This window comes from Nonomuraea composti (assembly GCF_012034275.1).
Taxonomy (GTDB): Bacteria; Actinomycetota; Actinomycetes; order Streptosporangiales; family Streptosporangiaceae; genus Nonomuraea; species Nonomuraea composti.
In genome coordinates, this window is the sequence record NZ_JAATEP010000065.1 from 15057 (window position 1) to 41520 (window position 26464).

Consider the following 26464-nt stretch of genomic DNA (forward strand, 5'->3'; position numbering starts at 1 on the left):
TTCACAGGCTCTTGTGGAGCGGTGTGCGCGGGGCCTACTGTCGCCTCACCCCCCGAGAGAATCGAGCACGCATGCCCCGTAGCACCCTCACCGCGGCGCTCCTCGTGGCCGCCGTCGCCTGCGGGCTGACGGCCCCGCCCGCCCTGGCGGCTTCCTCGGCGCCGGTGCCGAAAGTGACGCGGGCGGCGCTGGATCCGGCGCTCGTCGCGGGCCGGGGCGCCGCCGTGGCGTTCGACGAGCAGGAGGCGGAGAACGCGGCCACGAACGGCACGGTCATCGGCCCCGACCGCAGCGCGTACACGCTGCTCGCCGAGGCGTCGGGGCGCAAGGCGGTGCGGCTGGCGCCCGGGCAGCACGTCGAGTTCACGCTGCCCGCCAGGGCGAACGCGATCACCGTGCGCTACAGCATCCCCGACGCGCCCGGCGGAGGCGGCATCACCGCGCCGCTCGACGTCACCGTCAACGGCGGGCGCCGCACCAGCATGACGCTGACCTCGCAGTACTCCTGGCTCTACAACCAGTACCCGTTCTCCAACGACCCCGGCGCCGGCCTGCTGCACCCCGACTGGTGGATCACCGAGTGCGCCTGCGTGCCCGCCGCGACCACGCCGCCGCCCGTGATCGCCAAGCCGTTCCGGCCCAGCCACTTCTACGACGAGCAGCGCCTGCTCCTCGGCCGCACCTACCGGGCGGGCGACCGCGTCCGGCTGACCGCGCCGGCGGGCCGGGCGGCGGAGTGGACGGTCATCGACCTGCTCGACTCCGAGCTCGTCGGCCCGCCCAAAGTCGAGCTGCGCGCGGCGAACGTGCTGGCCTTCGGCGCGGACCCGACCGGCCGGCGCGACTCCGCGGGCGCGATCGAGCAGGCCATCGCGTACGCCAAGCGCAAGCGGCTGAAGGTGTACCTGCCGCCGGGCACGTACCAGGTGAACCGGCACATCATCGTCGACGACGTGACGATCACCGGCGCGGGCAGCTGGTACACCGTCGTCAAGGGCCGCGAGGTCGCCCTGCCCGAGCCGGCGCCCGACGGCTCCGTGCACACCGGCGTCGGCTTCTACGGCAAACCCGCCGCCGAGGGCGGCAGCCGCAACGTGCACCTGTCGGGCTTCGCGATCGAGGGCGACGTCCGCGAGCGCATCGACACCGACCAGGTCAACGGCATCGGCGGCGCGATGAGCGACTCCACCATCGACGGCCTGCACATCCGGCACACCAAGGCCGGCATGTGGTTCGACGGCCCCATGTCGAACCTGCGCGTCACGAACACGATCATCGTCGACCAGATCGCCGACGCGGTGAACTTCCACACCGGCGTCACGAACTCGTCCGTCTCGAACAGCTTCATCCGCAACAGCGGCGACGACGCCCTGGCCATGTGGTCGGAGAAGAGCACGAACGCGGGCAACACGTTCGACCACAACACCGTGCAGTCGCCCGTCCTGGCCAACGGCATCGCCGTCTACGGCGGCACCGACAACACGATCTCGGGCAACCTCGTCGCCGACCCCGTCAGGGAGGGCAGCGCGCTCCAGGTCGGCTCCCGCTTCGGCGCCGAGCCGTTCGCCGGCCGCCTCGACATCACCGGCAACACCACCGTGCGCTCCGGCACGTACGAGCTGAACTGGAACATCGGGCTGGGCGCCATCTGGTTCTACGCGCTGGAGCGGGACATCGCCGCCGACATCCGCGTCACCGGCAACGACTTCCTCGACACCACCTACAACGCGATCATGCTGGTGAGCGAGTGGTCGGTGAAGGACCTGTACGCGATCACGAACGTGCACTTCAAGGACCTGCGCGTGGACGGCACCGGCACGTCGGTGGTCAGCGCCCGGGTGAAGGGGTCGGCCACGTTCGAGAACGTCGACGCCCGCAACGTCGGCGCGGTGGGCGTCAACAACTGCGGCTCGTTCGGCTTCCCCGCCACCGGCTCCGAGTTCTCCCTGGAGGATCGCGGCGGGAACGACGGCGGCTGGCTGGCGCCCTGGCTGCTGCCCAACACGATCACCTGCGACGACCGCCCGCCGGTCGTCCCGCCGCCCGCCCCGTCCCCCTGGTGACCCCCGCCTGCCGGGCAGGCGGCCCCCTCCCGGCAGGCGGTGCGGCGGGTCACGCCGTGGCGGGCCCGGTCAGGTCAGGTCCGGGACGCCCCTGACCGCGGTGGTGGACAGGGTGCCGATCTCGGCGATGCCGATCGTGACCGTGTCGCCGTCGTGCAGCGTGAACGGCAGGTCCGGCACCAGGCACGTGCCGGTGGCCAGCACGGCGCCGTCGGGGAAGACGTCGGCGCGGTAGAGGTAGCCGGCCAGGTCGTCCAGGCGGCGGTTCAGCTGCGAGGTGCTGGCCTTGCCCTCCCACACCGTCTCCCCCGCCCGGGCGATGCTGAGCGAGATGTCCAGCGCGTACGGGTCCGCGACCTCCCAGGCGGGCCTGATCGCCGGCCCGACCGCGCAGGCACCGAGGTAGATCTTGGCCTGCGGCAGGTAGAGCGGGTTGACGCCCTCGATGGTGCGGGAGCTGACGTCGTCCACGACGGTGTAGCCGACGATCTCCCCGGCCGCGTTCAGCACCAGGCCGAGCTCCGGCTCCGGCACGTCGATCTCGGAGTCCGCGCGCACCGCGACGCGCCCGCCGTGCCCGGCGACCTTCCACGCCACCGACTTGAAGAACAGCTCGGGCCGCTCGGCGTCGTACACCAGCTCGTACACGTCGGCGGCCCGCTCGCTCTCCAGCACGCGCGCCTCCCGCGAGCGCCGGTAGGTGACGCCGGCCGCCCACACCTCCATGCGCCCGTCCACGGGCGGCAGCAGCGGCACGGAGCCGGACGGGTGCCGCGTCCCATCGGCGGAGGCGCAGCGCTCCCGCAGCTCATCGGAGGACAGTCGGAGCAGCTTGCCCACGCTGGTGATCCCCGACAGCTCCACCACCTGCTCACCGTCGTCCACCCCGACCGCGTCCGCGCTGGTCAGAGGGCTGGTGAACCGTACGATCTGCATGCCTGCTCCTAGCTCCATCGAACGAGGGGGCACATGTCATCCGATGAATGTCCCCTATGGGATCAACTTAGTAGTTTGTCGCAGTGAGCGGGAGGCCCCTCCCCGTCAGATCACGTCGAAGTCGGCCATCATCGCCATGTCCTCGTGCTCCAGATTGTGGCAGTGCAGCATGTAACGGCCCCGGTGGCCGTCGAAGCGGGCCAGCACCTCCACGACCTCGTACGGGCGCACGTCCACCGTGTCCTTCCAGCCCGCGTCCGTCGCCGCCGGCGGGCTGCCGTTCCTGGCCAGCACCTGGAAGTGGGCCAGGTGCAGGTGCACGGGATGGTGGAAGTCGCTGGTCAGCCGCCAGACCTCGGCCGTGCCCAGGCGCGGGCGCGCCAGCGGCACCCCCGGCCGGTAGCGGTGGCCGTTGATCGTCCACGACTCGTCCGTCCTGCGGAAGTCGAACGTACGGGCGGCGACGGGACGCGGGCGGCCTGGCGGGCGGGACAGGACGGCGGGCACGGCGGTGTCGTCCGGCGCCCGGCGGGTGACGACGAAACGCATGACGTTGCCCGCCGGGCCGCCGGCCAGCGTGTTCAGCAGCGTGACCGCGCTGCCGGGCGGGTAGGCCGAGAAGTCCACGACCACGTCGAACCGCTCGCCCGGCGCCATCGTGATCGTGTCGTGCGCGACCGGCGCGGCCAGCAGGCCCGCGTCGCTGCCGACCTGCGTGAACCGGCCGCCCGGCGACAGGCGCAGGCGGTACCTGCGGGCGTTGGAGGCGTTCACCAGCCGCAGCCGGTGCCGCGTGGCCGTCACCTCGGCCACCGGCCAGGGCGCCCCGTTGACCAGGATCACGTCGCCCTCGACGCCCTCCATGAAGTCGGGGTCCCGCGCGTGCGAGTGGTCGTGCCCGCCGTGGGCTTGGGGGTAGCGGAAGGAGCCGTCCTCCTCGAACGACCGGTCGCAGATCATCAGCGGCAGCTCCCGCTCGCCCCTCGGCAGCGGCAGCGCGTCCTCCTCCTCGTCCCGGACCAGCACCATCCCGGCCAGCCCCCGCCACACCTGCGGCGCGGTGAAGTCCATGCGGTGGTCGTGGTACCAGAGCGTGGCGGCCCGCTGCTCCACCGGGTAGTGGTAGTCCTTGGCGACCGGGTGGTGCACCTCGCCCGGATGGCCGTGCGGGGCGGCGTGGCCGGCGGGGACGACGAGGTCGGTCGGGTAGCCGTCCGAGCCGGGCGGGTTGACGCCGCCGTGCAGGTGGGTGGAGGTGGGCACGGGCAGCTCGTTGCGCACGCGGAGCACGGCGGGGATGCCGCGCCGCAGCTCGAACGTGGGGCCGGGGAAGGTGCCACCATACCCCCACACCTCGGTGCGCAGGCCGGGCAGGATCTCGACGGCCGCCACCCGCTGCGTCATCTCGTACCGGCCGGGCCGCACCGGCCTGGCCACCTCGGGGATCGGCAGCGGCACGGTGAACGGCTCCGGCAGGCGCACCCTGCTGGCCAGCAGCTCGCCGGCGCTCTCGGCGGCCCCGCCGCACCCGGCGACGGCCAGCCCGGCCCCGCCGAGCAGCCCGAGGAACCCGCGCCGCGACCATCCCCCCGGCCGCCCGGCACCCGGACCGGGCCTCGTGCCCGCATCGCGCCCGGCACCCGCGCCGAGCCCCGTGCCCGCATCGCGCCCGGCACCCGCGCCGAGCCTCGTGCCCGCATCGCGCCCTGCGCCGTCGCCTGTGCCGCGGGCCTGGCTTCGGCTCATGCCGCACCCGCCGCGCTCGTGCGCCGGCGGAAGGCCAGCCAGGTCCACGCGGTGAAGACGGCCGACAGGCCGAAGATCGCCATTCCGAGCGGGAAGTGGCCGCCGAGCACGCGCCACTGCCCGAGCGCCACCTGCACCGTCTCCACCACCACGAGCCCCGCACTGGCCACCGCCGGCCACCCCGCTCCCCGGCCGGGCCGCCACAGCAGGACGGCCGCCAGGAGTTGCAGGTAGAGCAGGGCGTGGGTGAAGCCGCCGTTGTCGCGGTGCCAGGCCAGCAGGTCGACGTCGCCGGTGACGAACAGCCCGGCCAGGGCGGCCTGCGCGAGGACGCCCGCCAGGTGCGCCGTGGCCGTCACCCGCAACGACCAGACGATCCAGGGGCGCGGCACCGGTGTGGAGTCCGAGGAGGTCATGCCGGGAATGCTCCTTCGGCGGGCGGTCCGGCCACATCCCGCGCGGGGCGGCACCGGGCCGTACTCCCGGGGGCGTACGCGGCCGGTGCGGGGCGGGAAACGTACGCCACGGGGATGACGCCCGCCCGGGGCGGCGATGGCTACCTTATGGGCATGGACAGCCGCAGAACGGACACGCTCATCGCGGTGGGCAGCCTGGTCGCGATCGTGCCGGCCACGTACGCGAACCTGTCGTGGACGGGCCCGTACGAGCGGCCGCTCGACCCGGCGGGCCTGGCGCTGATCACGATCGCGGCCCTGTCGCTCGCCTTCCGGCGCAGCGCCCCGCTGGCCGCCGGGATCGTGGCGGCGGCCTGCGGCGTGGTGTACTACGCCGCCCACTATCCGGGCGTGTTCGCCGCCGCGCCCGCGCTGGCCTCGATCTACACCCTGGCCGTGCTGGGCCGGCGCGGGGACGCGATCTGGCTGGCGCTGGGCCTGGCCGTGCCGGTGTACGGGCTGATGGCGCTGTCGTCGGACGACCCGGCGGCGGGCAACTGGATGATGCTGCTGAGCGGCTGGCTGGTGGCCATGGTGGTGGTGGGCGAGGTGACGCGCGGCCGCCGCGCGTACCTGCACGCGGTGGAGCAACGCGCCGAGGCGCAGGCGGAGCGGGCGCGCGCCGAGGCGCAGCGGGCGGAGGCGATGGCGCAGCGGGCGGAGGCGGAGGCGGAGCGGGCGCGGGAGGCGGAGCGCAGCCGGGAGGAGGCGGCGCTGCGGCGGGCCGGCGAGGAGCGGCTGTGGATCGCGCAGGAGCTGCACGACTCGCTGACCCACAGCATCTCGGTGGTGAACGTGCAGGCGGCGCTGGCCATGGAGCTGCTGGAGCGCAGGCCGGAGCGGGTCCGGGAGGCGCTGGCGGCGATCAGGGAGTCGGGCCAGGAGGCGATGCACGAGCTGCGCGCCACCCTGGGCGTCCTGCGGCAGAGCGAGCCGGAGGGGGCCGAGGCGGGGCTGGCGGGGCTGCCGCGCCTGCTGTCCAGGGCCGAGGGGGCGGGGTTGCGGGTGGCGCACACGGTGGCGGGCGACCCTTACGTGTTGCCGCCGGAGGTGGATCGGGCCGCGTACCGGATCGCGCAGGAGGCGCTCACGAACGTGCTGCGGCACGCGGGCGCGGCGGCCGTCACGGTGGCGGTCGCCTACGATCGTGCGAAGGTCGTGCTGCTCGTGGAGAACGACGGCGAGCCGGGCACGCCCGGGCCGGGGATGGGGTTGATCGGGATGCGCGAGCGCGCGGTCGCCGTCGGCGGCTGCCTGACGGCGGGCCCCGGCGAGCACGGCGGCTTCACCGTGCGCGCGGAGCTCCCGTCCGGAGCGGCGGCGTGACCCGGGAACCGACGCCCGCGGAGCCCGTCACCACAGAGCCCGCGACCAGGGAGTCCGCACCTGTCAGGGTGCTGCTGGCCGACGACCAGCCGCTGATCCGCGCCGGTTTCAGGGCCCTGCTGGAGCTCACCGACGACATCGTGGTGGTGGGCGAGGCCGGCGACGGCGCGCAGGCGGTGGAGCTGGCCGGACGGCTGCTGCCCGACGTGGCCCTGCTGGACGTGCGCATGCCGCTGCTGGACGGCATCCAGGCCACCCGCAGGATCGGCGCCACCCCGGAGCTGAACGGCGTGCGCGTGGTGATCCTCACGAACTACGCCCTCGACGAGTACGTCTTCGCCGCGCTCAGGGCGGGCGCCAGCGGTTTCCTGCTGAAGGACATCGAGCCGGGCGACCTGCTGCAGTCGGTGCGGGTGGCGGCGCGCGGCGACGCGCTGCTGTCGCCGTCGGTGACGCGCCGCCTGATCGAGGAGTACGTGAGCACCCCGCCCCGCCCGGCCCTCGTCGCGGGCCAAGACCGGCTGACGGCGAGGGAGCGCGAGATCGTCGCCCTGGTGGCGCGCGGCCTGTCGAACGAGGAGATCGCCGAGCACCTGGTGATCAGCGCCGCCACGGCCAAGACACACGTGAGCAGGTCGATGATCAAGCTGGGCGTGCGTGACCGGGCCCAGCTCGTGGTCTTCGCCTACGAGTCGGGCCTCGTGGTGCCCGGCACCGCGCTCTAGATCGCCAGCAGGAACTCGTAGGCGTTCAGCAGCCAGATCAGCAGCCACAGGGCGATGGCGGGGAGCCGGTGCAGCCCCCGCCAGGCTCCGTAAGCAGGCACCCGTTATCACGCCACCTTCCCTGTGCGCGGAAGCGCCGCCGGCGCGCCCTCACGGCGAGCACGAAGCTTTCCCGAATTCGCCCCTCCAACGGACTCGGTTTATCTGCTCAATTGAACGGGACGGCACTCCTGTTTCCTCCATGGTATGCCGCCGGGGGGCCACGAAAATATCGGTAATTCAGATTCGGCACCGGAAAATCGGCCCAAAATATCCGCTGAAATCACCCGTTCACGGGCTTGCCGAGCGCGCTTCCGGCCAGCCAGTCCTCCCACGACTTGGCCCAGGGCGTGGGCCCGTTGCCGAAGCGCAGCTTGCGGGAGGTGCCGGTGACCTCGATGATGTCGCCGCGCTGGGTGAACTCGTAGAACCATTTGGCGTTGGCGGGGCTGGCGTTCACGCAGCCGTGGCTGACGTTGGAGCTGCCCTGGGCGCCGGTCGACCAGGGGGCGGCGTGGAAGAAGGTGCCGCTGTAGGTCATGCGGACGTTCCACTTGGTCTTGATGCGGTACTCGCCGGGCTCGCCGATGGTGGCGGAGTCCATGACGGTCTCGGCGGCCTTCTCCTGGGCGATCATGGTGCCGGAGTAGCTGTCGTCGCCGGGCTTGCCGAGGCTGACGGGGATGGTCCTGACGACCTTGCCGTTCGCGCGGACGACGGCCTGGTGGGTCCGGGCGTTGACCTTGGTGATGTGCTCGGGGCCGACGGTGAAGGACAGGCTGCGGTCCTTGGTGCCCCACAGGCCCGGTCCGGCGCGCAGGCCCGTGAGGTGGGCCACGACGGTGACCTTCTCCCCCACCGGCCAGTACTCGCGCGGCCTGAACTGGACCTCGCGGTCGCTCACCCAGCTCCACGCGCCCTCGACCGGCTGCGACATGCGCACCACCAGCGACCGCTCGACGGCGGCCCTGGCCTCGCGGGAGGTGACGGGCTGGGAGAGCAGGAGCTGGACGGGCATGCCGACGCCGACCTTCTCGCCGTCGAGGGGCGACATGCCGCTCTCCAGCGCCCGTTTCGGCTTGAGCGTGGTGAACGTGGAGGTGCCGGTGACCTGCTTGCCGTCGGTGCCCTTCGCCTCGGCGCTGACGGTGTAGGCGGTCGAGGGCCGCAGCGGCCACTCGGGCCGCCACTGGCCGTCGGCTCCGACGGCGCCCTTCACGGCGTGGCCCTTGGCGTCGGCCACGGTCACCTTCGTGACCTGGCCGCCGGTGGCCTTGACGGTGATGCCGGTGTCGGGGGCGACCTTCCTGGTGCCGTCGGCGGGTGTGATCGACAGCGTGGCCACCGGGCCCTGTTGCTGCTCCTGTGACGGTACGGCGGGCGCTCCGCCGCCGCCGGTCGTGCTGCACCCGGCGGCCACGGCCAGTGCCGCCGCGCAGATGGTGAGGATTGTCTGGTTGGTCCGGCCGTTCCGCATCCCTGATGCCTCCCGCGCCTGACGTATAGGCAGTCATTCACATTAGACCGTTATCGGCGATCCGGCGGACCTCTTCCCGTATTGACCGAACCCATGCGAACACGACGGCGCGGCGCGTTGCGATGATCTTGATCTGGCGTTCCGCCGACCACAATCATGGGCCGGTGGACTACTACCTGATCTCCCCGACGGCGGGCGATCGATCGCCCGCAGGGCTTTTGGTGGAGGAGTTCGTCCTGTGTGACGACTACACGGCGGCCGGCATCGACGGCGCCGAGTGGGTGGCGGAGATCGGGGCCTGGTCCGCCTCGGCCGAGCTGAGCCGGGCCATCCGCGCCGACACCGATCTGCGCTCGCGGGTGAAGCCGGTGAGCAGGCAGGAGGCGGTGCGGGCCTTCAAGCTGCTGGGCGGCGGCGGCCTGCCGGAGGAGGCCGGGCTGCGCACGCTCTTCCAGGAGCGCCGCCCGCTGCCCACCACCGCCCCGCTCAACCTCGGCAACGGCTCCTCCAGAGCGCGCCGCTACCGCATCCTGTTCGCCGGTGAGCTCGGCGAGACCGGGCTGGCCAACGCCCGTACGGCACTGCGCCTGGAGCCCACCGGCGACCCGCGCGTGGTCGGCGCGGCCTCCGCCAGCGCCGGCGGCCACGGCTTCACGTGGGAGCTGCGCCGGATCGGGGCGGGCATCGCCTGGTGCGTGGACGTGACCGCGCGCCTCGGCTCGGGCCCGATCACGGCGCTCGGCGCGCTGCTGCACCACCACCGGCAGGCCGTCCGGGAGCAGGGCCTGATCCCCGTCACCGTGGAGCGCTTCGCCTGACGATCCGCCGGCGGCTGTCACGACTCGCCACCCCTGCCCGGTCCTCCGGTACGACGATGAAACCGAGCCGGGTGCGGGGTGGCGATGAAGGGTGGCTCTCTGGTCAGGGCGCTGGACGATCGGTTCGGCGGCGCCCGGTTCCTCGACCGGGCGATGCGCAAGGCGTTCAACAACCACTGGTCGTTCCTGCTGGGCGAGATCGCCCTGTACGCCTTCGTGGTCGTGCTGGTCACCGGCGTCTTCCTGACGTTCTTCTTCAAGCCGGGCATGCGCGAGGTCGTCTACGACGGCGCGTACGTGCCGCTGCGCGGCGTCACCATGAGCGAGGCGTACGCGTCCTCGCTGGAGATCAGCTTCGAGGTGCGCGGCGGCCTGCTGATCCGGCAGATGCACCACTGGTCCACGCTGATCTTCCTCGGCGGGATCGTGGTGCACCTGCTGCGCAACTTCTTCACCGGGTCCTTCCGCCGGCCGCGCGAGCTGAACTGGCTGATCGGCGTGGCCCTGTTCGGCCTGGTGATGCTCAACGGCCTGTTCGGGTACTCGCTGCCGGACGACCTGCTGTCGGGGGCCGGGCTGCGGATCCTGCACGGCGTGACGGTGTCGGTGCCGCTGGTGGGCACGTACCTGGCGACGTTCCTGTTCGGCGGCGAGTTCCCGGGCGCCGACATCATCCCCCGCCTCTACAGCCTGCACGTGCTGCTGATCCCCGGGCTCCTGCTGGTGCTCATCCCGCTGCACGCGGTGGTGCTGACGTGGCGGCAGACGCACACGCAGTTCCGGGAGAAGGGGGTGGCCAACCACCAGGTGAGCGGGGCGCCGTTCTTCCCCGCGTTCATCGCGAAGACGACGGCGTATCTGCTGCTGGTGGCCGGGGTGGTCGCGCTGATGGCCACCGTCTTCCAGGTCAACCCGATCTGGCTGTACGGGCCGTACGTGCCGAGCACGGTCAGCGCGGGCTCGCAGCCCGACTGGTACATGGGCTTCCTGGAGGGGGCGCTGCGGCTGATGCCGCCGTGGGAGTTCACGGCGTTCGGTCACACGGTGAGCATGAGCGTGCTGATCCCCGCGCTCGCGGCGCCGGCGCTGCTGTTCGCCGGGCTGGCCGCCTACCCGTTCGCGGAGCGCTGGCTCACCGGTGACCGGGCCGTGCACAACCTGCTCGACCGGCCGCGCGACGTGCCGGGGCGGACCGGGCTCGGGATGGCGGGCATCGTGTACTACGGCGTGCTGTGGACGGCGGGCGGCAACGACGTCATCGCCCACACCTTCCACGTCTCGCTGTACGCGACCACGTGGACGCTGCGGATCGCGCTCCTGCTGGGCCCGGTGGTGGCGTTCGAGGTCACCCGGCGGCTGTGCCTGGCGCTGCAGGCGCGCGACCGGCACCAGGCCGCGTACGGCGTGGAGACCGGCGTGATCGTGCGCGGTCCGGAGGGGGCTTACACCGAGGTCACGCGGCCGATGACCGAGGAGGAGAAGGGGGTGCTGACGCCGCCCGCCGAGCCCCGGCCGAAATTCATCGCCCGGTGAGTGTCACAATCGGCCGCCCTGCGACGTCTTGGTGCTGAACGAGAGAAACCAAGCCGTATGCGGGGTGGCTATGCAAGGCAGCTCACTGGCCAGAGCGCTGGACGACCGGCTCGGCGGCGCCGGGTTCGTGAAGAAGGCGATGCGGAAGATCTTCCCCGACCACTGGACGTTCCTGCTCGGGGAGATCGCCCTGTACGCCTTCGTGGTGATCCTCCTGACGGGCGTCTTCCTGACGCTCTTCTTCAAACCCAGCATGCGCGAGGTCGTCTACGACGGCGTCTACGTGCCGCTGCGCGGCGTCACCATGAGCGAGGCGTACGCCTCGTCGCTGGACATCAGCTTCGAGGTGCGCGGCGGCCTGCTGATGCGGCAGATGCACCACTGGGCCACGCTGATCTTCCTGGCCGCCATCGTGGTGCACGCGCTGCGCAACTTCTTCACCGGCGCCTTCCGCAAGCCGCGTGACCTGAACTGGCTGATCGGCGTCGCCCTGTTCGCGCTGGTCATGCTGAACGGGCTGTTCGGTTACTCGCTGCCAGACGACCTGCTCTCGGGCGCCGGGCTGCGCATCCTGCACGGGGTGACGATCTCCGTGCCGCTGGTCGGCACGTACGTCGCGATGTTCCTGTTCGGCGGCGAGTTCCCCGGCGAGGACGTCATCCCCCGGCTCTACAGCATCCACGTGCTGCTCGTGCCCGGGATCCTGCTGCTGCTCATCCCGCTGCACGCGGTGGTGCTGACCTGGCGGCAGACGCACACCCAGTTCCGCGCCAAGGGGCTGAACGACCGGGTGGTGCGCGGGGCGCCGTTCTTCCCCGCGTTCCTGGCCAAGACGACGGTGTTCTTCCTGTGGGTGACCGGGGTGGTCGCGCTGCTGGCCACTGTGTTCCAGATCAACCCGATCTGGCTGTACGGGCCCTACATGCCGGGCCACGTCAGCGCCGGGTCCCAGCCCGACTGGTACATGGGCTTCCTGGAGGGCGCGCTGCGGATCATGCCGCCGTGGGAGTTCACCGTGTTCGGGCAGACGGTGACGATGAGCGTGCTGATCCCCGCGCTGGTGGCGCCGGGGCTGCTGTTCACCGCGCTGGCCGTCTACCCGTTCGTGGAGCGGTGGGTGACCCGCGACCAGAGCATCCACCACCTGCTCGACCGGCCGCGCGACGTGCCGGTGCGGGCCGGGCTCGGGGTCGCCGGCGTCGTGTACTACGGCGTGCTGTGGGCGGCGGGCGGCAACGACCTGATCGCCACCACGTTCCACATCTCGTTGTACGCCACCACGTGGATCTTCCGGGTGGCCGTCGTGGCCGGGCCGGTGCTGGCGTTCGTCGTCACGCGGCGCATCTGCCTGGGGTTGCGGGCGCGCGACCGGCACACGGTCGAGCACGGCGTGGAGACCGGCGTGATCGTGCGCGACGTCGAGGGCGGTTACACCGAGGTGGAGCGGCCGGTCGGCGAGGAGGAGGCGGCGGTGCTGGTGCCGCCCGCCCGGCCGGAGCTGCCGCCGGTGGTCGAGGGTGACGTGCCGCCCCCGGCCAAGCGGCGGCTCCAGGACGCGTTGCGGCGCTCCTGGGACGGTTGAGCGGAATCAGGGCACCTGCACCGCCGGGACGGTGACGGGGCCGAGGAGCGGGTTCAGCACGTCCGCCTGCGACCGCCCCGGCGGCACGAGCACGTCGAGCGCCTTGGGCACGGTGCCCGGGTCCACCGCGCACAGCGGGGCCGTGCCGCCCTCGGCGCACACCCCGAACTGGTACGGCTGCGGCGTCGCGGCGAACGACCTGGCCTGGTCGGCGCTGAACCCGTCCTGGCCGGCGAGCACCACGGCGAAGCGCCATCCCGGGCCCGGCGTGCCGAAGGCGGCCCTGGGCAGCGCGATCGTGATCGTGCGCGTGCTGCCGGACGCCCGGACCACGGCCCCCGCCTTCGCCGTCCCGCCGGCGGTCACCCAGACGGGGGCGGCGAAGCCCTGCGCCTCCACCCGCTGGCTCCACGCGTCCTGCTCGGCGATGCGGTGGTTGCGCTGCGGGAACGCGGCCTCGGTCGAGGTGGTGGTGGCCGCCGGGTCCCGGACGTACACGTCGAGGAGCTGCGCGCCCATCTGGTTGCCGAACGTGGGGGTCAGGTCGCGCAGCGCGGCCCACAGGTAGACGGTGCTGTCGTCGGTGATGACCTGGAACCTGCGCAGGTCGAAGGCGCCGTCGTGGAAGTCGGCGGCGGTCGGGTACGCGTACGTGCCGGGCCCGTCGTCGTCGCCCTCGGGGTCCTCCACGTCGAGCACCGTGGTGGCGCCCACGATGTCCCCGACGACCGTGCGCCGGGCGTACCCGGTGCGCCGGCCGTCGGAGGTGGTGGCCGTCACGGCGAGCACGACCTCGCCGAACGCGACCGGGGCGGGGGCGGTGAAGGCGCCGTCCGCGCCGCCCCGTACCGAGACGACCTGGGTGGGCGCGCCGGTGTCGACGGGCGTGGCGGCCACCTCGACGCGCGCGCCGGGGACGGTCGTGCCCGTGACGGCCACCGACGTGCCGGGCACGGCGGTGCCGTCGGCGGGGGCGGTGACGGTGAGCGGGGCGGCCTGGGGCGGATCGGCGTAGCGGCGGCGCACCACGTCGGGCTGCTCGACCGGCCGGGTGGAGCCGAGGGAGAGGACGAGCCGGACGACCTGGGCCTGCGCCCACGTCAGCGGGGACGCCGAGCCGGCGGGGCCGCCGTCGCGGAAGCCGATCGAGGCGGTGGCCGGGTCGGTGCCGTACGGGGAGGCGGGCAGGGCGGCGTTCTCCCACGCCTGCTCGGGGATGAGCCCGGTGCCGGACGCCATCGCCCGCATGGCGGTCAGCAGCCGGGCGGCGCCGGCCTGGTCGCCGGTCTGGAGCGCCTGCTCGGCCCGCTCGCCGGCCAGCACCGGCCACACGTGACCGCTGCCGTTGTTGCCGGTGGGCCACGGCTTGCCGGACGGCGCGCAGGCGGTGGGGTCGGGCTCGTGGCAGTCGCCGTAGCCGTCCTCGGTGCCGGGGGTGTCGGAGCCGTAGCGGTACCAGCCGGGGCCGCTCGCCGTGTCGCGCCTGATCACCCGGTCCGCGACGGGGAGGCTGGCCAGCACGTCCGGGTCGTCGGGCGGCAGGATGCCGAGCCTGGTCAGCTCCAGGAAGCCCGCGTCCACCACCCGGCGCTGGTCCTCGGTGGGGCCGCCGTTGCCCAGGTTGTAGCTGACGGCGGCGTCCGGGTCGCCGGTGCGGGACAGGCGCAGGAAGTAGCGGGGGGCGTACGGGCCGGTCGTGGTGACCGTCCACGCCTTGATCGAGCGGGCGAAGTGGTCGGCCGTGGCGCGGTAGACGCGGGCCCGGGCCTGGTCGCCGTTCCCGGTCGCCAGCTCGGCCGCCGCGACGAGGGCGGCGATCTCGGCCGCGATCGTGGACGGCGAGTACCCCGACTGCTCCTCCCACCGCTCCACGCCGAACGCCGGGCCGTGCGAGACGAGGAAGTCGGCCGCCGCCCGCACGTCCTCCCACCTGCCGGGGAGCCCCGACTGGTAGGCCATCAGGATCGGGTACGCGCTCTCGTCGAGCTGGTCGCCGCCCGAGTCGGGGGCCGGCTTGCCGTTCAGCAGCGAGTTGCGGGGCAGGCGGCCGTCGGGCAGTTGCTGGCGTTCCAGCAGGAAGCGGGCCGTGGCGCGGGCCGTCGCCAGGTCCCCGGCGGCGAGGAAGCCGGTGAACGCCTCGTACAGGTCTCGGGCGAACACCTCGCGGTAGGAGCCGAAGTAGACCGCCTCGCCGCCGACCAGCTCGCCCGCGCCGATCGCCTGCCCCCACGGGCCGGCCAGGGACGCCACGACCGCGCCGGGGAACGTCTTGTCCTCGCTGGCCTTGAGCACGTTGGCGGAGAGCCGGTAGAAGCCGGCGAGCGCGGCGGGCGGCCTGCGCAGGGTCGCGTCGTAGGCGACCCAGCCGGCCTCGTACCGGGCCCGGGTGACCTCGAACGGGCGGGCGGCGGCGTCGGCGGCGGTCCGCAGCGCGGCGGCCCGGTCGCGGCCGAAGCCCAGCGCGAACGTGACCTCTCCCCTGGCGTCGATCGGCAGCCGGGCGGTGGCCACCACGTTGCCGCCGGGCGCCTCGCTGTAAGGGGTCAGCTCGCGGGCGGCGTCGAGCTGGATGGCGCCGTCACTGGGCGTGCCGGCGTAGCCGACGCTCGCCTGCGGCAGGCGCCGCTCCGCGCGCAGCGCCAGGTGGGTGGGGACGGCGTAGTCGCGGGCCGGTGCCGAGGTCCGCGTGTTGTCGTCCCAGACGACGGGGGCGCCGGTCGTGGCGTCCACCACGCCGCTGTCGGGGCCGCCGTTGGGCGTTCCGCCGCCGCCGTTGCCGTTCACGCTCGCGTCCAGCCTGGCGTACAGGCGCAAGGTGGGCGGCTGGAGGCGGGCCCGGACGACCACCGCGTTCCGGTCGGGGTCGGTCAGGTAGGTGGTGGTCAGGCGGTAGCGGCCCGCCCTGCTCGCGGAGGTGATCGTGCACGTCATGCCCGAGCGGTCGGTGCTCACCTCGTAGGTGGTGTCGCGGGCCTGCAGCTCGGTGAACGTCCGGCCGTCGGTGACGGCGAACTGCAGGGTCTCGACGTTCGTGTTGTCGATCGTAGGCTCGTACACGTCGGACAGGACGCCGCCCGCCACCGTGTACCAGACCTTGGAGGCGCGCCCCGCCGCGGTGCCGACGCAGTCCTTGCGGGCCAGGCCGAAGTGCGACGGGACGCCGGGCCCGCCCGGCGCGGGGGTCCGGGCGAGCACCGGGTCACGGGGGACGGTGACGAGCGCGACGACGACGATCAGGGCCGGCACGGATCGGCGGATCGCGTTCATGCGGGGCTCCCCTCCCTACCCCGATGGCACGAGAGAAGACCAGCCCCGCGCGGCTGTCAACCCCGCGCCGCGGGAACGACCGCGTCCACGCCCCGGTCCAGGCGCAGCCCCCGGGTCTCCTTGAACGAGGTCAGCACCACCACCAGCGACACCGCCGCGATCACGACCATGTAGAACGCCGGGGCGATCGCGCTGCCCGACGCCGACACCAGCCCCGTCGCGACGAACGGCGCGGTGCCGCCGAACAGCACGTACGCGGCGGTGTAGCCGATGGCCGAGCCGCTGGCCCGCACCTTCGCGGGGAACATCTCCACCAGCGCGGGCACGTTCGAGGTGCCGATCACCGACACCAGCATGGCCAGCAGCGACGTGCCCAGCATCGCCCCCGCCAGCCCCGAGCCCATCAGCCAGAACGCCGGCAGCGGCAGCAGCACGAACCCGGCGCAGGCCGCGATCAGCATGGGCCGCCGCCCGAACCGGTCGCTGGCCATGGCGGCGAAGACGCAGGCGACGCTGTAGGCGAGCATCGAGACGACGTTCGTGAGCTGCGACTCGCTCTTGGAGTAGCCCAGCTCCTCCGACATGTACGCGATCATGTAGCTGCTCATCAGGTAGTACCCGACGGCGTTGGTGATGCTGTAGCCGAACAGCGTGGCGATCTGCCGCCCGCAGCGCCGCACGGCCTGGCGCAGCGGCGCCGGCTCACCTGGTCCACCTCCGCCGTCTGGCCGCCGGTCCAGGGCGGGGAGGTCGTCGCCGCCTTCGCCGAGGCCGCCCTGGCGGGGCTGCGCTCGGTCGGCCACGCCTGACACCCGTCGTCCAGAACGCGCTCCGGTGCGAACCAGGAGCAACCGCCAGGAGTCCAACCTTTGGCACGATCCTGGCGCCCGTCCAGACGCCGGGATCACCACACGGGGCCCCACCTGGGGCTCCGCACGGGGAGACGGCACCGGGGGCGGTGCTCACTGGGGGGAACCATGCACATCGGCGGGACGCCGCGCGGGCCCGGGACGGCCGGCGCGGGACGGGGGGCCGCGCGAGCGATCGCCGCGGTCACACTGACGGCGGCGCTCAGCGGGGCGGGCACGCTCGTCACCACGACGGACGCCGCACGGGCCGCGGTCGTCGCGACCACGCCTGGGCGGCAGACGGGCACACCCGCGCGGCAGACGGGCACGCCTGGGCGGCAGACGGGCACGCCTACACCGCAGGTGGGCACGCCCGCGCCGCAGACGGTCGCTCCTGCGCCGCGGGTGGGCACGCCCGCGCAGCGGAGCACCACCACCACGGCGCCGCGGACCACGGTGACATCGGCGCACGCCACACCGACGGCGCCGCCGGCAACCACCACCACATCGCCGCCGGCCACACCCACCGGGCCGCCGGCCACGCCGACGGCGCCCGCCACCGCCGGGGCGCCCTTAGCCGGGGTCGGCACCACCGCGCCGGCCGACGCCGGCTCGGTCGACTGCCGCCGCGTCAAGTGCGTGGCGCTCACCTTCGACGACGGTCCTGGCCCGTACACGAAGACCCTGCTGCGGACCCTCGCCGCCTACGGCGCGCGCGCCACGTTCTTCGTCGTCGGGCAGAACGTCACCGCGTACCCGGGCATCGTGCGCCGGGCGCACGCGGCGGGGCACGAGATCGGCAACCACAGCTGGTCGCACCCCGACCTGTCGAGGTTGCCCGCCAAGTCGATCCGCTCGCAGCTCGCCCGCACCGACCGGGCCGTCGAGGCGGCCACCGGGGTCAGGCCGGCGCTCGTCCGCCCGCCGTACGGCGCGTTCGACGCGAGCGTGCGGCGGCAGGCCAAGCGGCCGCTGGTGTTGTGGAGCGTCGACACCCTCGACTGGCGGTACCGCAACAGCGCCAGGGTGGCCCGCAAGGCGATCAAGTCGGTCCGTCCGGGCAGCGTCATCCTGTTCCACGACATCCACCCCACGACCGTGCGCGCCATCCCGAAGGTGCTGCGGACCCTGTCCAAGCGCGGCTACCGGTTCGTGACCGTCAGCCAGCTCTTCGGCGGCCGGCCGCCACGCCTCGTCCACAGCCGGGGCTGACCGGCTCTCGCGAACTTCTCTCACATCCGGTGAACCCGGGCCGGGCGGCCGGCGTATCTGTCGGTGTGAGCGGTGATCGCGCATGAACCCCGACCAGAAAGGACGCGGCACCGGCAGCAGGGACACCGCGCAGGCCGGGCGGCCCGGCCTGCGCGGGCTGCGGGCGGCGGTGTTCGCGGTCGTGTGCGTGCTCGCCGCCCTCGGGATGCACGTCCTGGCCGGCGGTCCGATCACCGGCCTCGGCACGGTGGTCGCGGCGACGGCGGCGACGGGTGCGGGCGCGTTCGCGCTGGCTCGCCGCAGACGATCCCTCGGTACGCTGCTCACCGCCTCCTTCGCCGCCCAGTACGGCATGCACCAGCTCTTCACCGCCGGCGCCCTCCCCCCGGCCCACCACCACACCACCCCCGGCGCGGATGCCACCGGCCTCGCCAGCGGCCTCACCACCGACGTCACGACCGACGTCACCACCGACGTCACCAGCGGCCTCACCACCGATCTCACCACCGGCCTCGCCGACCACCATGGCGGCAGCCTCTACAGCGGGATCGGCATGCTGCTGGCGCACGTGCTGGTGGCGGCAGTGTCGGCATGGTGGCTCGACCGCGGCGAGACCGCGCTGGCCGCGCTGCTGCGGCTCCTGGCCTGCTCGCTGCACGACCTGTGGGCCCTCCTGACCGCCCGCGCCACCGCGCTCGCCGCCCTTCCTCTCCGGGCGGCGGCGCCGGTGAGCGCGGGCACCGCAGCCGTTCTCACCTCCCAGGTGCTCACCTGGGCCCTGTGCCGGCGAGGCCCACCCCGCTGACCAGCGGCCGGCGGCATCACCACCGCCCCGCGAGGCGCCACCGCGACCAGCGGGGCATCGCCACCGCAACCCGCGAGCGGCATGGCGGCGGCATGTCGTGGCGACCGCCTCCGGTTCGGCCGCGGCTCGCGTGACGAGCCGGGTGCGGCGCGAAGGTGCCCGCCCCTCTCACGTGCCTTGCCCTGCCTCGCTGCCTTGACCCGCACCTGCATGAGCCCCGCGCCGGCGCACCCCAGCGCCTGGCTGCCCCGCACTCGTGCGGCCACCTGACCGTGGTCTCCCCCGCACTCGTGCGGCCACCTGACCGTGGTCTCCCCCGCGCACCCCCGCATGCCCTCCCGCGACCGTACGCGGAGGCTCCTGCGGCGGTGCGGAGGCCGGCCACGCACACCACCCCATCCCCCCTGACTTCATCCCACGCGCGCACTCCGGAACGGAGCCCCCCATGACCTCGGTCGAAACGCGCCCGGAAACCCCCCTCACACCCCCGGCCAAATCCCCCACCCCCTCCTCCTCCCAGCGTTACCGGGCCGTCTGGCGCTGGCACTTCTACGCCGGCCTCGTCGTCGCCCCCGTCCTGCTCGTCCTGGCCGTCACCGGCGCCATCTACCTGTTCAAGGAGCCTTTCGAGGAGTGGCGCTACCAGGACGTCCGCACCCTCGCCGAGCCCGTGCCCGCCGCCGCGGCCCGTCCGTTGTCGGAGCAGGTCGCCGCCGCCCAGCAGGCCCGGCCGGGCGCGCCCGTCATGTCCGTCATCCCACCCACCGCGCCTGACCGCACCACCCGCGTCATCCTCCAGGGCGCCGACGCGGGCCCCTTCGCGCAGGGCGTCTCCGTGTACGTGGATCCGGGCACGGCGACGGTGGTCGGGCAGATCGACGACGGGGCCACGTTCATGCGGGTCGTCCGGACGATCCACGGCGAGCTCATGTCCGGCACCGTCGGGGACCGGGTCGTGGAGACCGCCGCCTGCTGGGCGCTGATCCTCGTCGCCACCGGCTCCTACCTGTGGTGGAGCGGCCGGCGTACCCGCAGGAAGCCGGCCCGGGCGGGACGCGGCCGGCTGCGGCGGCTGCACATCCTGACGGGGCTGGGCGGCGGCACGGTGGTCGTGTTCCTCGTGCTGTCCGGCCTGCCGTGGTCGGGCGTGTGGGGTGACGGCCTGCAGCGCCTCCAGGAGCGTACGGGCTCGACCTACCCGAGCGCCGACGACTTCCCGCACACCTCGACCCCGCCCCTGTCCGGTGACCTGTCCGCCAACCCGGACGCCAAGGTGCCCTGGGCGGCCGAACGCCTTCCGGTACCGCCCTCACAAGACGGCCCCTCACAGGACGGCCCCTCCCAGGACGGGGCCTTGCAAGACGGGGCCTCGCGGGACGGGCACGCGGGGCACGGCAGCGCGCACGGCGTCCTGCAGCCCGGCGCCCTGCCGATCGAGAGCGCCCTGGCCGCCGCCCGGCCCGCGATCCGGTCCTGCCCGCCGGCCGAGTGCGATCTCAAGGTCCTCCTGCCGGACGGGCCGCGAGGGGTCTACACGATCGTGACCGACCCGCGCCGCGACCCGTCGGCCGCGCAGACCCTCCACGTCGACCAGTACAGCGGCCGGGTGCTGGTCTCCTACGGCTGGGCGGAGTACGGCGTGCTGGCCAAGGCCGTCGAGCAGGGCGTCGCGCTGCACGAGGGCCGCCGCTACGGCACCGCGAACCTGGTCGTGATGCTGGCCGCCTGCCTGACCATCATCACGCTGGTGGTGACGGGCGCGTGGATGTGGTGGAAGCGCCGCCCCCGAGGCCGCGCCGGCGCCCCGGCCCGCAGCACGGACCGGCGCACCACGTACGGGGTGATCGGCGTGATGGCGGTGCTGGGGCTGCTGTTCCCGCTGGCGGGGGTGACGATGGCGGCGGCGCTGCTGGCGGACCGGCTCCTGCTGCGGCGCGTCCCGGCGCTCGCCCGCCTCCTCGGCTGACCGCTCCCGCCGGGCGACTCCTGAGCGGGGCTTCAGCTTGACGGACGTGACCGGATTCGTCGGCGCGGAGCTTGACCTTCACGTATACGTCAATCCTTAGCGTCGCTCCCATGACCACGACCACGACGAAGAACCGTGAGATCCGCCTGGCCGCCCGCCCCGACGGGCTGCCCGGCCTCGACTCCTTCCAGCTGGCCGAGACCGCCGTACCCGACGTCGGCCCCGGCCAGGTGCTCATCCGCAACCTCTACATGTCCGTGGACCCCGGCATGCTCATGCTGATCGGCGCCTACCCCGGCCTGCCCATGCCGGCGTACGAGGTCGGGGCCCCGCTGTACGGCGACGCGGTCGGCGAGGTCGTGCTCTCCCGCGACCCGTCCGTCCGGGAGGGCGCGACCGTGGTGCACCGGCTCGGCTGGCGGGAGTACGCGCTGGCCGAGGCGGGCGAGGTGCGCCAGGTCGATCCGGACGCGTACCCGTCGCCGTCGTTCCACCTCGGGTTCGGGCTCGTCGCCTACGCGGGGCTGACGGCGGTGGCGGGGCTGCGTACGGGCGAGACCGTCTTCGTCTCCAGCGCGGCCGGCGCCACCGGCGGCATGGCGGGGCAGATCGCCCGGCTGCTGGGCGCCGGGCGGGTGGTGGGCAGCGCCGGCTCGCCGGAGAAGGTGGCCCGCCTCACCGGGGTGCTCGGGTTCGACGCCGCCTTCGACCACCACGACGCACCGCTCGCCGAACGGCTGCGCGAGGCGGCGCCCGGCGGCGTGGACGTCTACTTCGACAACGTGGGAGGCGAGCAGTTGCGTGCCGCCCTGGAGGTCATGAACGTGCACGGCCGGGTCGCCCTCTGCGGCGCCCTGTCCCGGCAGAGCGCGGGCGGGAGCCCCGATGCCGGGCCGGTCGGCGATCCGCTCGCGTTGATCGGCAAGCGGATCACTCTGCGCGGCTTCCGGGTCTCCGACCATTTCGACCTCGCGCCCGAGTTCGGCCGGCGGTTGCGCGCGTGGCTGGCGGACGGTTCGATCGTGTACGACGAGACGGTGCTCGACGGGCTCGACAGCGCCCCCGCCGCCCTGCTCGGCCTGATCCGCGGCGCCTACACCGGGAAGGTCGTGGTGCGGCTGGCGCGTTGAGCCGTCCGGATATACAAGCGACCGGACGTACAAGCGAAGGGAACGACCCGCGACATGCTCATCGGCGAACTGGCCCGCGAGACCGGCACCACCCCTCGTGCCCTGCGCTTCTACGAGGAGCAGGGCCTGCTCACCTCCGAGCGCACGCCGGCCGGTTACCGCGTCTACGGGCCGGACGCGGCGCGCCGCGTGCGCAACATCCGCGACCTGCTGACGTCCGGCTTCACCGTCGAGGACGTGCGGTCGTTCCTGCCGCACCTGGACGGTGACCTGCCGCCGGTGATCTGCTACCACCCGAGTTGCGAGGCCGACTACGAGGTGGCCGAGCGGCGCCTGGCCGCCCTGGACGAGCGCATCGCCACCCTGACCCGGCTGCGCGACCAGGTGGCCGCGCGCATGCCGTGGCTGGACCGCGCCCGCCGGCCGGCGGGTGAAAGGGCCGAGGCCCACGCCCACCGGCCGGCGGACGACCGGGCCGAGGCCCACGCCCGCCGACCGGCCGGCGCGTGAGCCAAGGCCCCGCGTCCGCCGACCGGCCGGCGCGTGAGCGGACGCCTGTACCCGCTGCTCAGCGGACGCGTGAGCCGGGGCCCGCGCGCGGCCCGAGGGGTGTCAGGTCAGCAGGCCCGCGACCGCCAGCACCGGCTCAGGATGCTCGGCCAGCAGGGCGCTCACCTCCTGGTGCTCGCTCTCGGCCGCCCCGGCCACCCGCCACTCGCCTGCGCAGCCGAGCAGCCCCGCCACCGCGTCGCAGGCGTCCGGATGGGCGCCGAGCAGCGAGGCGACCGGCCCGGCGGCCACCGGTGCGGAGGTGGTGGCGGCGGATTTGGGGCGCGGGGTCCACGGCGGCGTCCAGGCGTCCACGGCCGTCAGCGAGCCTGGGAACGTGCGTCCCGCCTCCCGGATGAGCACCGGCACCAGCTCCGCCGCCCCGTCGCGCAGGGTGGTGATCAGCTTGGGCAGCCACGGCAGCAGCACGTTGTCGGGCAGCCGGCCGAACGCCTTGGAGATCACCTCCACCACGAATCCCGACAGGCCGGGAGCCGGCTCCATGGCCTGCACGAACCCCATGATGTAGCGCGGGAACGACGGGATCACCAGCGGGTTGGCCAGCAGCTCGTCCACCCGCGCCCGCAGCGAGGCGATCGGCAGCAGCCCGAGCTGGTGGTGGGCCGCCCACAGCAGTGCCACCTTGTCGGGCGCCTCCGGGTGCGACTGCCGCACCGCGAGCTCGAGCTGGGCCCGGTCGCAGCCGAGCGCCAGCGCCAGGCTCTCCATGGTGAACAGGAAGCCCAGCATGGCCGCCACCTGCCGCACGCCCGTCTCGTCGTCCACGAACGCGGTCGGCAGCAGCGTGCAGTAGTGCGCGTAGCCGGCCGTCACGAACGACTCGCACCAGGCGGGCAGCTCCGGCTCGTTGGCCCGGTAGTAGGCGAGCAGCCGCCGGATGCGGCGCAGCACCTCGGGCGCGTCGTCCACGGTGCGCTCGGCGGCGAGCAGCTCCACCGCCCGCGCGCCGAGCTCGTCGGCGAAGCGCCGGCTGCCGAGGAACAGGATGGAGTCCTCGACCGCCGCCAGCGCGACCGCCGCCGTGGCCTTGGGGTCGTGCACCGAGCGCCGCAGCCGCTGCTCCAGCACCTGCTCGATGGTGACGCCCTCGTAGCCGAGCTCGATGATCGAGCGCTGGTGCTTGCCGAACGCCAGGTCCCAGCTCTCCTGGATGGAGCGCTCGCCGAGCCGGCGCTCGCCCATGATGGGCCGCACCGCGTCGGACGGCAGCAGGTAGCGCAGCATCCACAGCAGGTCGGAGCAGGGCACCAGCTCGGGCTGGGCGTTCAGGTCGAGCAGCGCCCGCTGGATCGTGCGTTTCTCCAGGTCGAGGCCGAGCGGCGCGAGCCGGTCGTAGACGTTCCTGGCCAGCGGCGGCAGCGCGTCGTAGCCGACCTCGCCGAGCCGGTCGCCGCCGAGCAGGATCTCGCACAGCCGCCGGACGTCGCGCCGGCCCGGCACGGCGTCCTTCTCGATGCAGGTGACGGCGGCGTCCTGGAAGTCGTACGGGGTGGGCCTGGCGCGGTTGCGCATGCCCGCGAGCAGGATCGAGGTCTCGTAGACGGCGATCGCGTCGGCGGTGCTGGCCAGGTAGCCGTTGCGGCGGGCCAGCCGGACGATGTCCACCGACCAGTTGACCAGCTCGGCGTCGTCGAGCGGGTCGAGCGCGGGCGGCCTGGACAGGAAGCCGGTCAGCTTGTCGGCCACCTCGCCCTGGGGAACGGGCGGGGGCAGCTTGGCCGCGCGTTTGCGCGCGCCCTTCTGCCCTTCGAGCTGGAACGGGGTCAGCCTGCTGCGGGTGAGTGCCTTGGCCCAGGTGGCCGCCGCGATCGACACTGAGCCCGAGGCGAGCCCGAACTGCGCCTCGATGGCCGAGTGGCTGGACGGGATGAGGCCGTACAGCCATTTCGTGCCCGTGCGCGGGCTGATCTCGAAGGCGGCCGTGGAGCGCAGGCCGAACTGCTCGACGTGGCTGGCGGCGTGGAAGGCGCCGCACACGTACAGGCAGTCGGCCGGGTCGGCGCCGGAGGCGGCCAGGTGCTCGCGCATCCTGGTCCACATGTAGCGCTCGCGGTCCTCGTCCACGGTCGTGCGGGCGTCGTCGTCGGGGCGCAGCCGGCGGAACAGGCTGCCGATCAGCACCATGACCTGGCGGTAGGTGTCGTAGTCGGCGCCGGACAGGGGCTGCTCGACGTACTGGTCCCACCACTCCGACCAGTGGCGCACCTTGCCGTGGTGCAGCAGGTGCTCCTCCAGCTCGGCGAAGCGCGGGCGCAGGTCGCCGATCTCGACGCCGACCGCGTCGCCGTGCAGCCCGGCGCCCTCCTCCTTCGCCTGGGCGGGCGGGGGCTCCTCCTTGCCGTCCCACTGGAAGACGTGGTCGACCGAGCGGTCCACCAGCACCAGCTCCACGCCCGGGGTCTCCAGCGCGTACGAGATGGCCTGGTACTCGGCCGACGCCTCCGTGATGGGCGCCACCACGCTGAGCGGCGCCGACTCCTTGGGGAAGCCGTCGAGGTCGGTCGCGAACGCCTGCAGCGCCACCGGGAGCCGGCAGTTGCGCAGCTCGGTCAGCAGCGGCTGCAGGTCCTCGCACAGCTCCAGGTAGATGACCTTCGGCTGCTTCTCGCGCAGCCTGCGCACCATCGCCAGCGCGGAGGCCGGCGAGTGGTGGCAGACCGGGAAGATCTCCAGCTCCTCGCACAGCGCCCGGTCCACGTCGTCGACCAGGCCCGACAGGATGCCGGACACGGCGACGGGGCTGCCGGCGAACTGCTCGGCGGCGTCGAGGAGCTGCTCGCGCAGCGCGCCGAAGGGGCTGTCGTGAGCGCTCGCCGGGGCGCCGTCCCCGGTGCTCGTACGGCCGGTCATGAGAGCGTCGAGATGGCCTCGCGGCCGCCCTCGAGGAACTCCGGCCACTCGCCGCCGGCCTTCTTGCTGCGCGGCTCGACGACGCCGTGCCAGTACTTGTTGAGGATCGCCAGGTCTTCGGGGCTGCGCCGGGCCAGCGAGCCGACCAGCGACGAGGCCAGCGTCTGGGCGCGCAGCACCCGGTCGCCGAAGAAGTGGCTGTGCAGGATGGCGTCCTCCAGCACGCCGATCTGCTCGGCCGTGGACAGCGCCGACTCCAGCTTCTCGTCGTCGCTGGTGGCCGAGGCCGCCGCCGAGCGCAGGTCGGCGAAGCTCTGCAGCAGGATGTCGAGCAGCGTGGGCGGCAGGTCCAGCTCGATCTGGTGCCGGCGCAGCAGCTCCTCGGTGCGGAAGCGGACGATCTCCGCCTCGCTCTTCTTGTTGGTCACGACCGGGATGCGGACGAAGTTGAAGCGCCGCTTGAGCGCCGAGGACAGGTCGTTGACGCCCCGGTCGCGGCTGTTGGCGGTGGCGATGATGGAGAAGCCGGGCTGGGCGAAGACGATGTTGTCGTCGTCGAGCTCGGGGATGGAGACGTACTTCTCCGACAGGATCGAGATGAGCGCGTCCTGGACGTCGCTGGTGGAGCGGGTCAGCTCCTCGAAGCGGCCGATCACGCCGCGCTCCATCGCCGTCATGATCGGCGAGGGGATCATCGACTCGCGCGACTGGCCCTTGGCGATGACCATGGAGACGTTCCACGAGTACTTGATGTGGTCTTCCGTGGTGCCGGCCGTGCCCTGCACCACCAGGGTCGAGTTGCGGCAGATCGCCGCCGCCAGCAGCTCGGCCAGCCAGCTCTTGCCGGTGCCCGGGTCGCCGATCAGCAGCAGGCCCCGGTCGGAGTCCAGCGTCACGATGGCGCGCTCGACGAAGCTGCGGTCGCCGAACCACTTCTGCGGGATCTCCCGGTCGATGCCGTCGGAGCGCTCGGAGCCGAGGATGAACATCCGGATCATGCGCGGGCTGAGCCGCCACGTGAACGGCTTGGGGCCGTTGTCGATCGACTCCAGGTAGTCGAGCTCCTCCGCGTACTTCACCTCTGCGGGGGCGCGCAGCATGTCGTCACTCATCGGG

19 protein-coding genes are annotated in these 26464 nt (G+C 73.3%); 11 read left to right on the forward strand and 8 right to left on the reverse strand.

The window, feature by feature from the left end; all coding sequences use genetic code 11:
- Positions 1 to 71: 71 nt before the first annotated feature.
- Positions 72 to 2063, forward strand: a complete 1992-nt coding sequence (locus HCN51_RS49665; RefSeq protein ID WP_168019510.1) for a glycosyl hydrolase family 28-related protein — start codon at positions 72 to 74, stop codon at positions 2061 to 2063.
- Positions 2064 to 2132: 69 nt separating this feature from the next.
- Here HCN51_RS49665 and HCN51_RS49670 read toward each other — a convergent pair whose 3' ends face one another.
- The 3 genes from HCN51_RS49670 to HCN51_RS49680 form a co-directional block, all read right to left on the reverse strand.
- Positions 2133 to 2999 carry a fumarylacetoacetate hydrolase family protein gene (locus HCN51_RS49670; protein ID WP_168019512.1) on the reverse strand — a complete coding sequence of 289 codons (867 nt, stop codon included), beginning with the start codon at positions 2997 to 2999 and terminating at the stop codon, positions 2133 to 2135.
- 105 nt (positions 3000 to 3104) lie between these two features.
- Positions 3105 to 4745: a multicopper oxidase family protein gene (locus HCN51_RS49675; RefSeq protein ID WP_168019514.1), complete on the reverse strand. Its 1641-nt coding sequence runs from the start codon at positions 4743 to 4745 to the stop codon at positions 3105 to 3107.
- Complete coding sequence (locus HCN51_RS49680) at positions 4742 to 5161, reverse strand: hypothetical protein (RefSeq protein ID WP_168019516.1); 420 nt, start codon at positions 5159 to 5161, stop codon at positions 4742 to 4744. Before HCN51_RS49680 ends, HCN51_RS49675 begins: the two co-directional genes overlap by 4 nt.
- 153 nt (positions 5162 to 5314) lie before the next feature.
- On the opposite strand from HCN51_RS49680, the gene HCN51_RS49685 reads away from it, so the two are divergent.
- Complete coding sequence (locus HCN51_RS49685; protein ID WP_168019518.1) at positions 5315 to 6526, forward strand: sensor histidine kinase; 1212 nt, start codon at positions 5315 to 5317, stop codon at positions 6524 to 6526.
- Between the two features lie 68 nt (positions 6527 to 6594).
- Positions 6595 to 7251 (forward strand): response regulator, encoded by a 657-nt coding sequence (locus HCN51_RS49690; protein WP_346434089.1) that lies wholly within the window; start codon positions 6595 to 6597, stop codon positions 7249 to 7251.
- Between the two features lie 322 nt (positions 7252 to 7573).
- Here the strand turns inward: HCN51_RS49690 and HCN51_RS49695 are convergent, their stop codons facing one another.
- Positions 7574 to 8767 (reverse strand): L,D-transpeptidase, encoded by a 1194-nt coding sequence (locus HCN51_RS49695; RefSeq protein ID WP_168019522.1) that lies wholly within the window; start codon positions 8765 to 8767, stop codon positions 7574 to 7576.
- A gap of 122 nt (positions 8768 to 8889) precedes the next feature.
- Here HCN51_RS49695 and HCN51_RS49700 point away from each other — a divergent pair, with 122 nt between their 5' ends.
- From HCN51_RS49700 to qcrB (HCN51_RS49710), 3 genes are all read left to right on the forward strand, one after another.
- Positions 8890 to 9585, forward strand: a complete 696-nt coding sequence (locus HCN51_RS49700; protein WP_155128314.1) for a hypothetical protein — start codon at positions 8890 to 8892, stop codon at positions 9583 to 9585.
- Between the two features lie 84 nt (positions 9586 to 9669).
- Positions 9670 to 11118: a cytochrome bc1 complex cytochrome b subunit gene (qcrB, locus tag HCN51_RS49705; RefSeq protein ID WP_168019524.1), complete on the forward strand. Its 1449-nt coding sequence runs from the start codon at positions 9670 to 9672 to the stop codon at positions 11116 to 11118.
- Positions 11119 to 11188: 70 nt separating this feature from the next.
- Complete coding sequence (qcrB, locus tag HCN51_RS49710) at positions 11189 to 12700, forward strand: cytochrome bc1 complex cytochrome b subunit (RefSeq protein ID WP_168019526.1); 1512 nt, start codon at positions 11189 to 11191, stop codon at positions 12698 to 12700.
- Positions 12701 to 12706: 6 nt separating this feature from the next.
- Here qcrB (HCN51_RS49710) and HCN51_RS49715 read toward each other — a convergent pair whose 3' ends face one another.
- Positions 12707 to 15967, reverse strand: a complete 3261-nt coding sequence (locus HCN51_RS49715) for a glucodextranase DOMON-like domain-containing protein (RefSeq protein ID WP_168019528.1) — start codon at positions 15965 to 15967, stop codon at positions 12707 to 12709.
- Between the two features lie 56 nt (positions 15968 to 16023).
- The gene (locus tag HCN51_RS49720; protein ID WP_346434086.1) at positions 16024 to 16770 is read right to left on the reverse strand and encodes an MFS transporter; all 747 of its coding nucleotides are present in this window, start codon (positions 16768 to 16770) and stop codon (positions 16024 to 16026) included.
- A 174-nt stretch (positions 16771 to 16944) separates the two neighbouring features.
- Here HCN51_RS49720 and HCN51_RS49725 point away from each other — a divergent pair, with 174 nt between their 5' ends.
- From HCN51_RS49725 to HCN51_RS49745, 5 genes are all read left to right on the forward strand, one after another.
- On the forward strand, positions 16945 to 18027 hold the full coding sequence (locus tag HCN51_RS49725; RefSeq protein ID WP_168019532.1) for a polysaccharide deacetylase family protein: 1083 nt from the start codon (positions 16945 to 16947) through the stop codon (positions 18025 to 18027).
- Between the two features lie 82 nt (positions 18028 to 18109).
- Positions 18110 to 18832: a hypothetical protein gene (locus HCN51_RS49730; protein WP_168019534.1), complete on the forward strand. Its 723-nt coding sequence runs from the start codon at positions 18110 to 18112 to the stop codon at positions 18830 to 18832.
- Between the two features lie 445 nt (positions 18833 to 19277).
- Complete coding sequence (locus tag HCN51_RS49735; RefSeq protein ID WP_168019536.1) at positions 19278 to 20798, forward strand: PepSY-associated TM helix domain-containing protein; 1521 nt, start codon at positions 19278 to 19280, stop codon at positions 20796 to 20798.
- Between the two features lie 110 nt (positions 20799 to 20908).
- Entirely contained in the window at positions 20909 to 21928 is a 1020-nt protein-coding gene (locus HCN51_RS49740; protein ID WP_168019538.1) for an NADP-dependent oxidoreductase, read from the forward strand.
- Between the two features lie 54 nt (positions 21929 to 21982).
- Positions 21983 to 22438 (forward strand): MerR family transcriptional regulator, encoded by a 456-nt coding sequence (locus tag HCN51_RS49745; protein ID WP_168019540.1) that lies wholly within the window; start codon positions 21983 to 21985, stop codon positions 22436 to 22438.
- A 102-nt stretch (positions 22439 to 22540) separates the two neighbouring features.
- Here the strand turns inward: HCN51_RS49745 and HCN51_RS49750 are convergent, their stop codons facing one another.
- Both HCN51_RS49750 and HCN51_RS49755 read right to left on the reverse strand, forming a co-directional pair.
- The gene (locus HCN51_RS49750) at positions 22541 to 25348 is read right to left on the reverse strand and encodes a DUF5682 family protein (RefSeq protein WP_168019542.1); all 2808 of its coding nucleotides are present in this window, start codon (positions 25346 to 25348) and stop codon (positions 22541 to 22543) included.
- On the reverse strand, positions 25345 to 26460 hold the full coding sequence (locus tag HCN51_RS49755) for an ATP-binding protein (RefSeq protein ID WP_168019544.1): 1116 nt from the start codon (positions 26458 to 26460) through the stop codon (positions 25345 to 25347). The genes HCN51_RS49750 and HCN51_RS49755 overlap by 4 nt, the downstream gene beginning before the upstream one ends.
- Positions 26461 to 26464: the final 4 nt, after the last annotated feature.

Excerpts from the sequence above, each read along its gene's own strand:
- HCN51_RS49665 (WP_168019510.1), top strand. The coding sequence starts at position 72 with ATGCCCCGTAGCACCCTCACCGCGGCGCTCCTCGTGGCCGCCGTCGCC.
- HCN51_RS49670 (WP_168019512.1), bottom strand. The coding sequence starts at position 2,999 with ATGCAGATCGTACGGTTCACCAGCCCTCTGACCAGCGCGGACGCGGTC.
- HCN51_RS49675 (WP_168019514.1), bottom strand. The coding sequence starts at position 4,745 with ATGAGCCGAAGCCAGGCCCGCGGCACAGGCGACGGCGCAGGGCGCGAT.
- HCN51_RS49680 (WP_168019516.1), bottom strand. The coding sequence starts at position 5,161 with ATGACCTCCTCGGACTCCACACCGGTGCCGCGCCCCTGGATCGTCTGG.
- HCN51_RS49685 (WP_168019518.1), top strand. The coding sequence starts at position 5,315 with ATGGACAGCCGCAGAACGGACACGCTCATCGCGGTGGGCAGCCTGGTC.
- HCN51_RS49695 (WP_168019522.1), bottom strand. The coding sequence starts at position 8,767 with ATGCGGAACGGCCGGACCAACCAGACAATCCTCACCATCTGCGCGGCG.
- HCN51_RS49700 (WP_155128314.1), top strand. The coding sequence starts at position 8,890 with ATGATCTTGATCTGGCGTTCCGCCGACCACAATCATGGGCCGGTGGAC.
- qcrB (WP_168019524.1), top strand. The coding sequence starts at position 9,670 with ATGAAGGGTGGCTCTCTGGTCAGGGCGCTGGACGATCGGTTCGGCGGC.
- qcrB (WP_168019526.1), top strand. The coding sequence starts at position 11,189 with ATGCAAGGCAGCTCACTGGCCAGAGCGCTGGACGACCGGCTCGGCGGC.
- HCN51_RS49715 (WP_168019528.1), bottom strand. The coding sequence starts at position 15,967 with ATGAACGCGATCCGCCGATCCGTGCCGGCCCTGATCGTCGTCGTCGCG.
- HCN51_RS49725 (WP_168019532.1), top strand. The coding sequence starts at position 16,945 with ATGCACATCGGCGGGACGCCGCGCGGGCCCGGGACGGCCGGCGCGGGA.
- HCN51_RS49730 (WP_168019534.1), top strand. The coding sequence starts at position 18,110 with ATGAACCCCGACCAGAAAGGACGCGGCACCGGCAGCAGGGACACCGCG.
- HCN51_RS49735 (WP_168019536.1), top strand. The coding sequence starts at position 19,278 with ATGACCTCGGTCGAAACGCGCCCGGAAACCCCCCTCACACCCCCGGCC.
- HCN51_RS49740 (WP_168019538.1), top strand. The coding sequence starts at position 20,909 with ATGACCACGACCACGACGAAGAACCGTGAGATCCGCCTGGCCGCCCGC.
- HCN51_RS49745 (WP_168019540.1), top strand. The coding sequence starts at position 21,983 with ATGCTCATCGGCGAACTGGCCCGCGAGACCGGCACCACCCCTCGTGCC.
- HCN51_RS49750 (WP_168019542.1), bottom strand. The coding sequence starts at position 25,348 with ATGACCGGCCGTACGAGCACCGGGGACGGCGCCCCGGCGAGCGCTCAC.
- HCN51_RS49755 (WP_168019544.1), bottom strand. The coding sequence starts at position 26,460 with ATGAGTGACGACATGCTGCGCGCCCCCGCAGAGGTGAAGTACGCGGAG.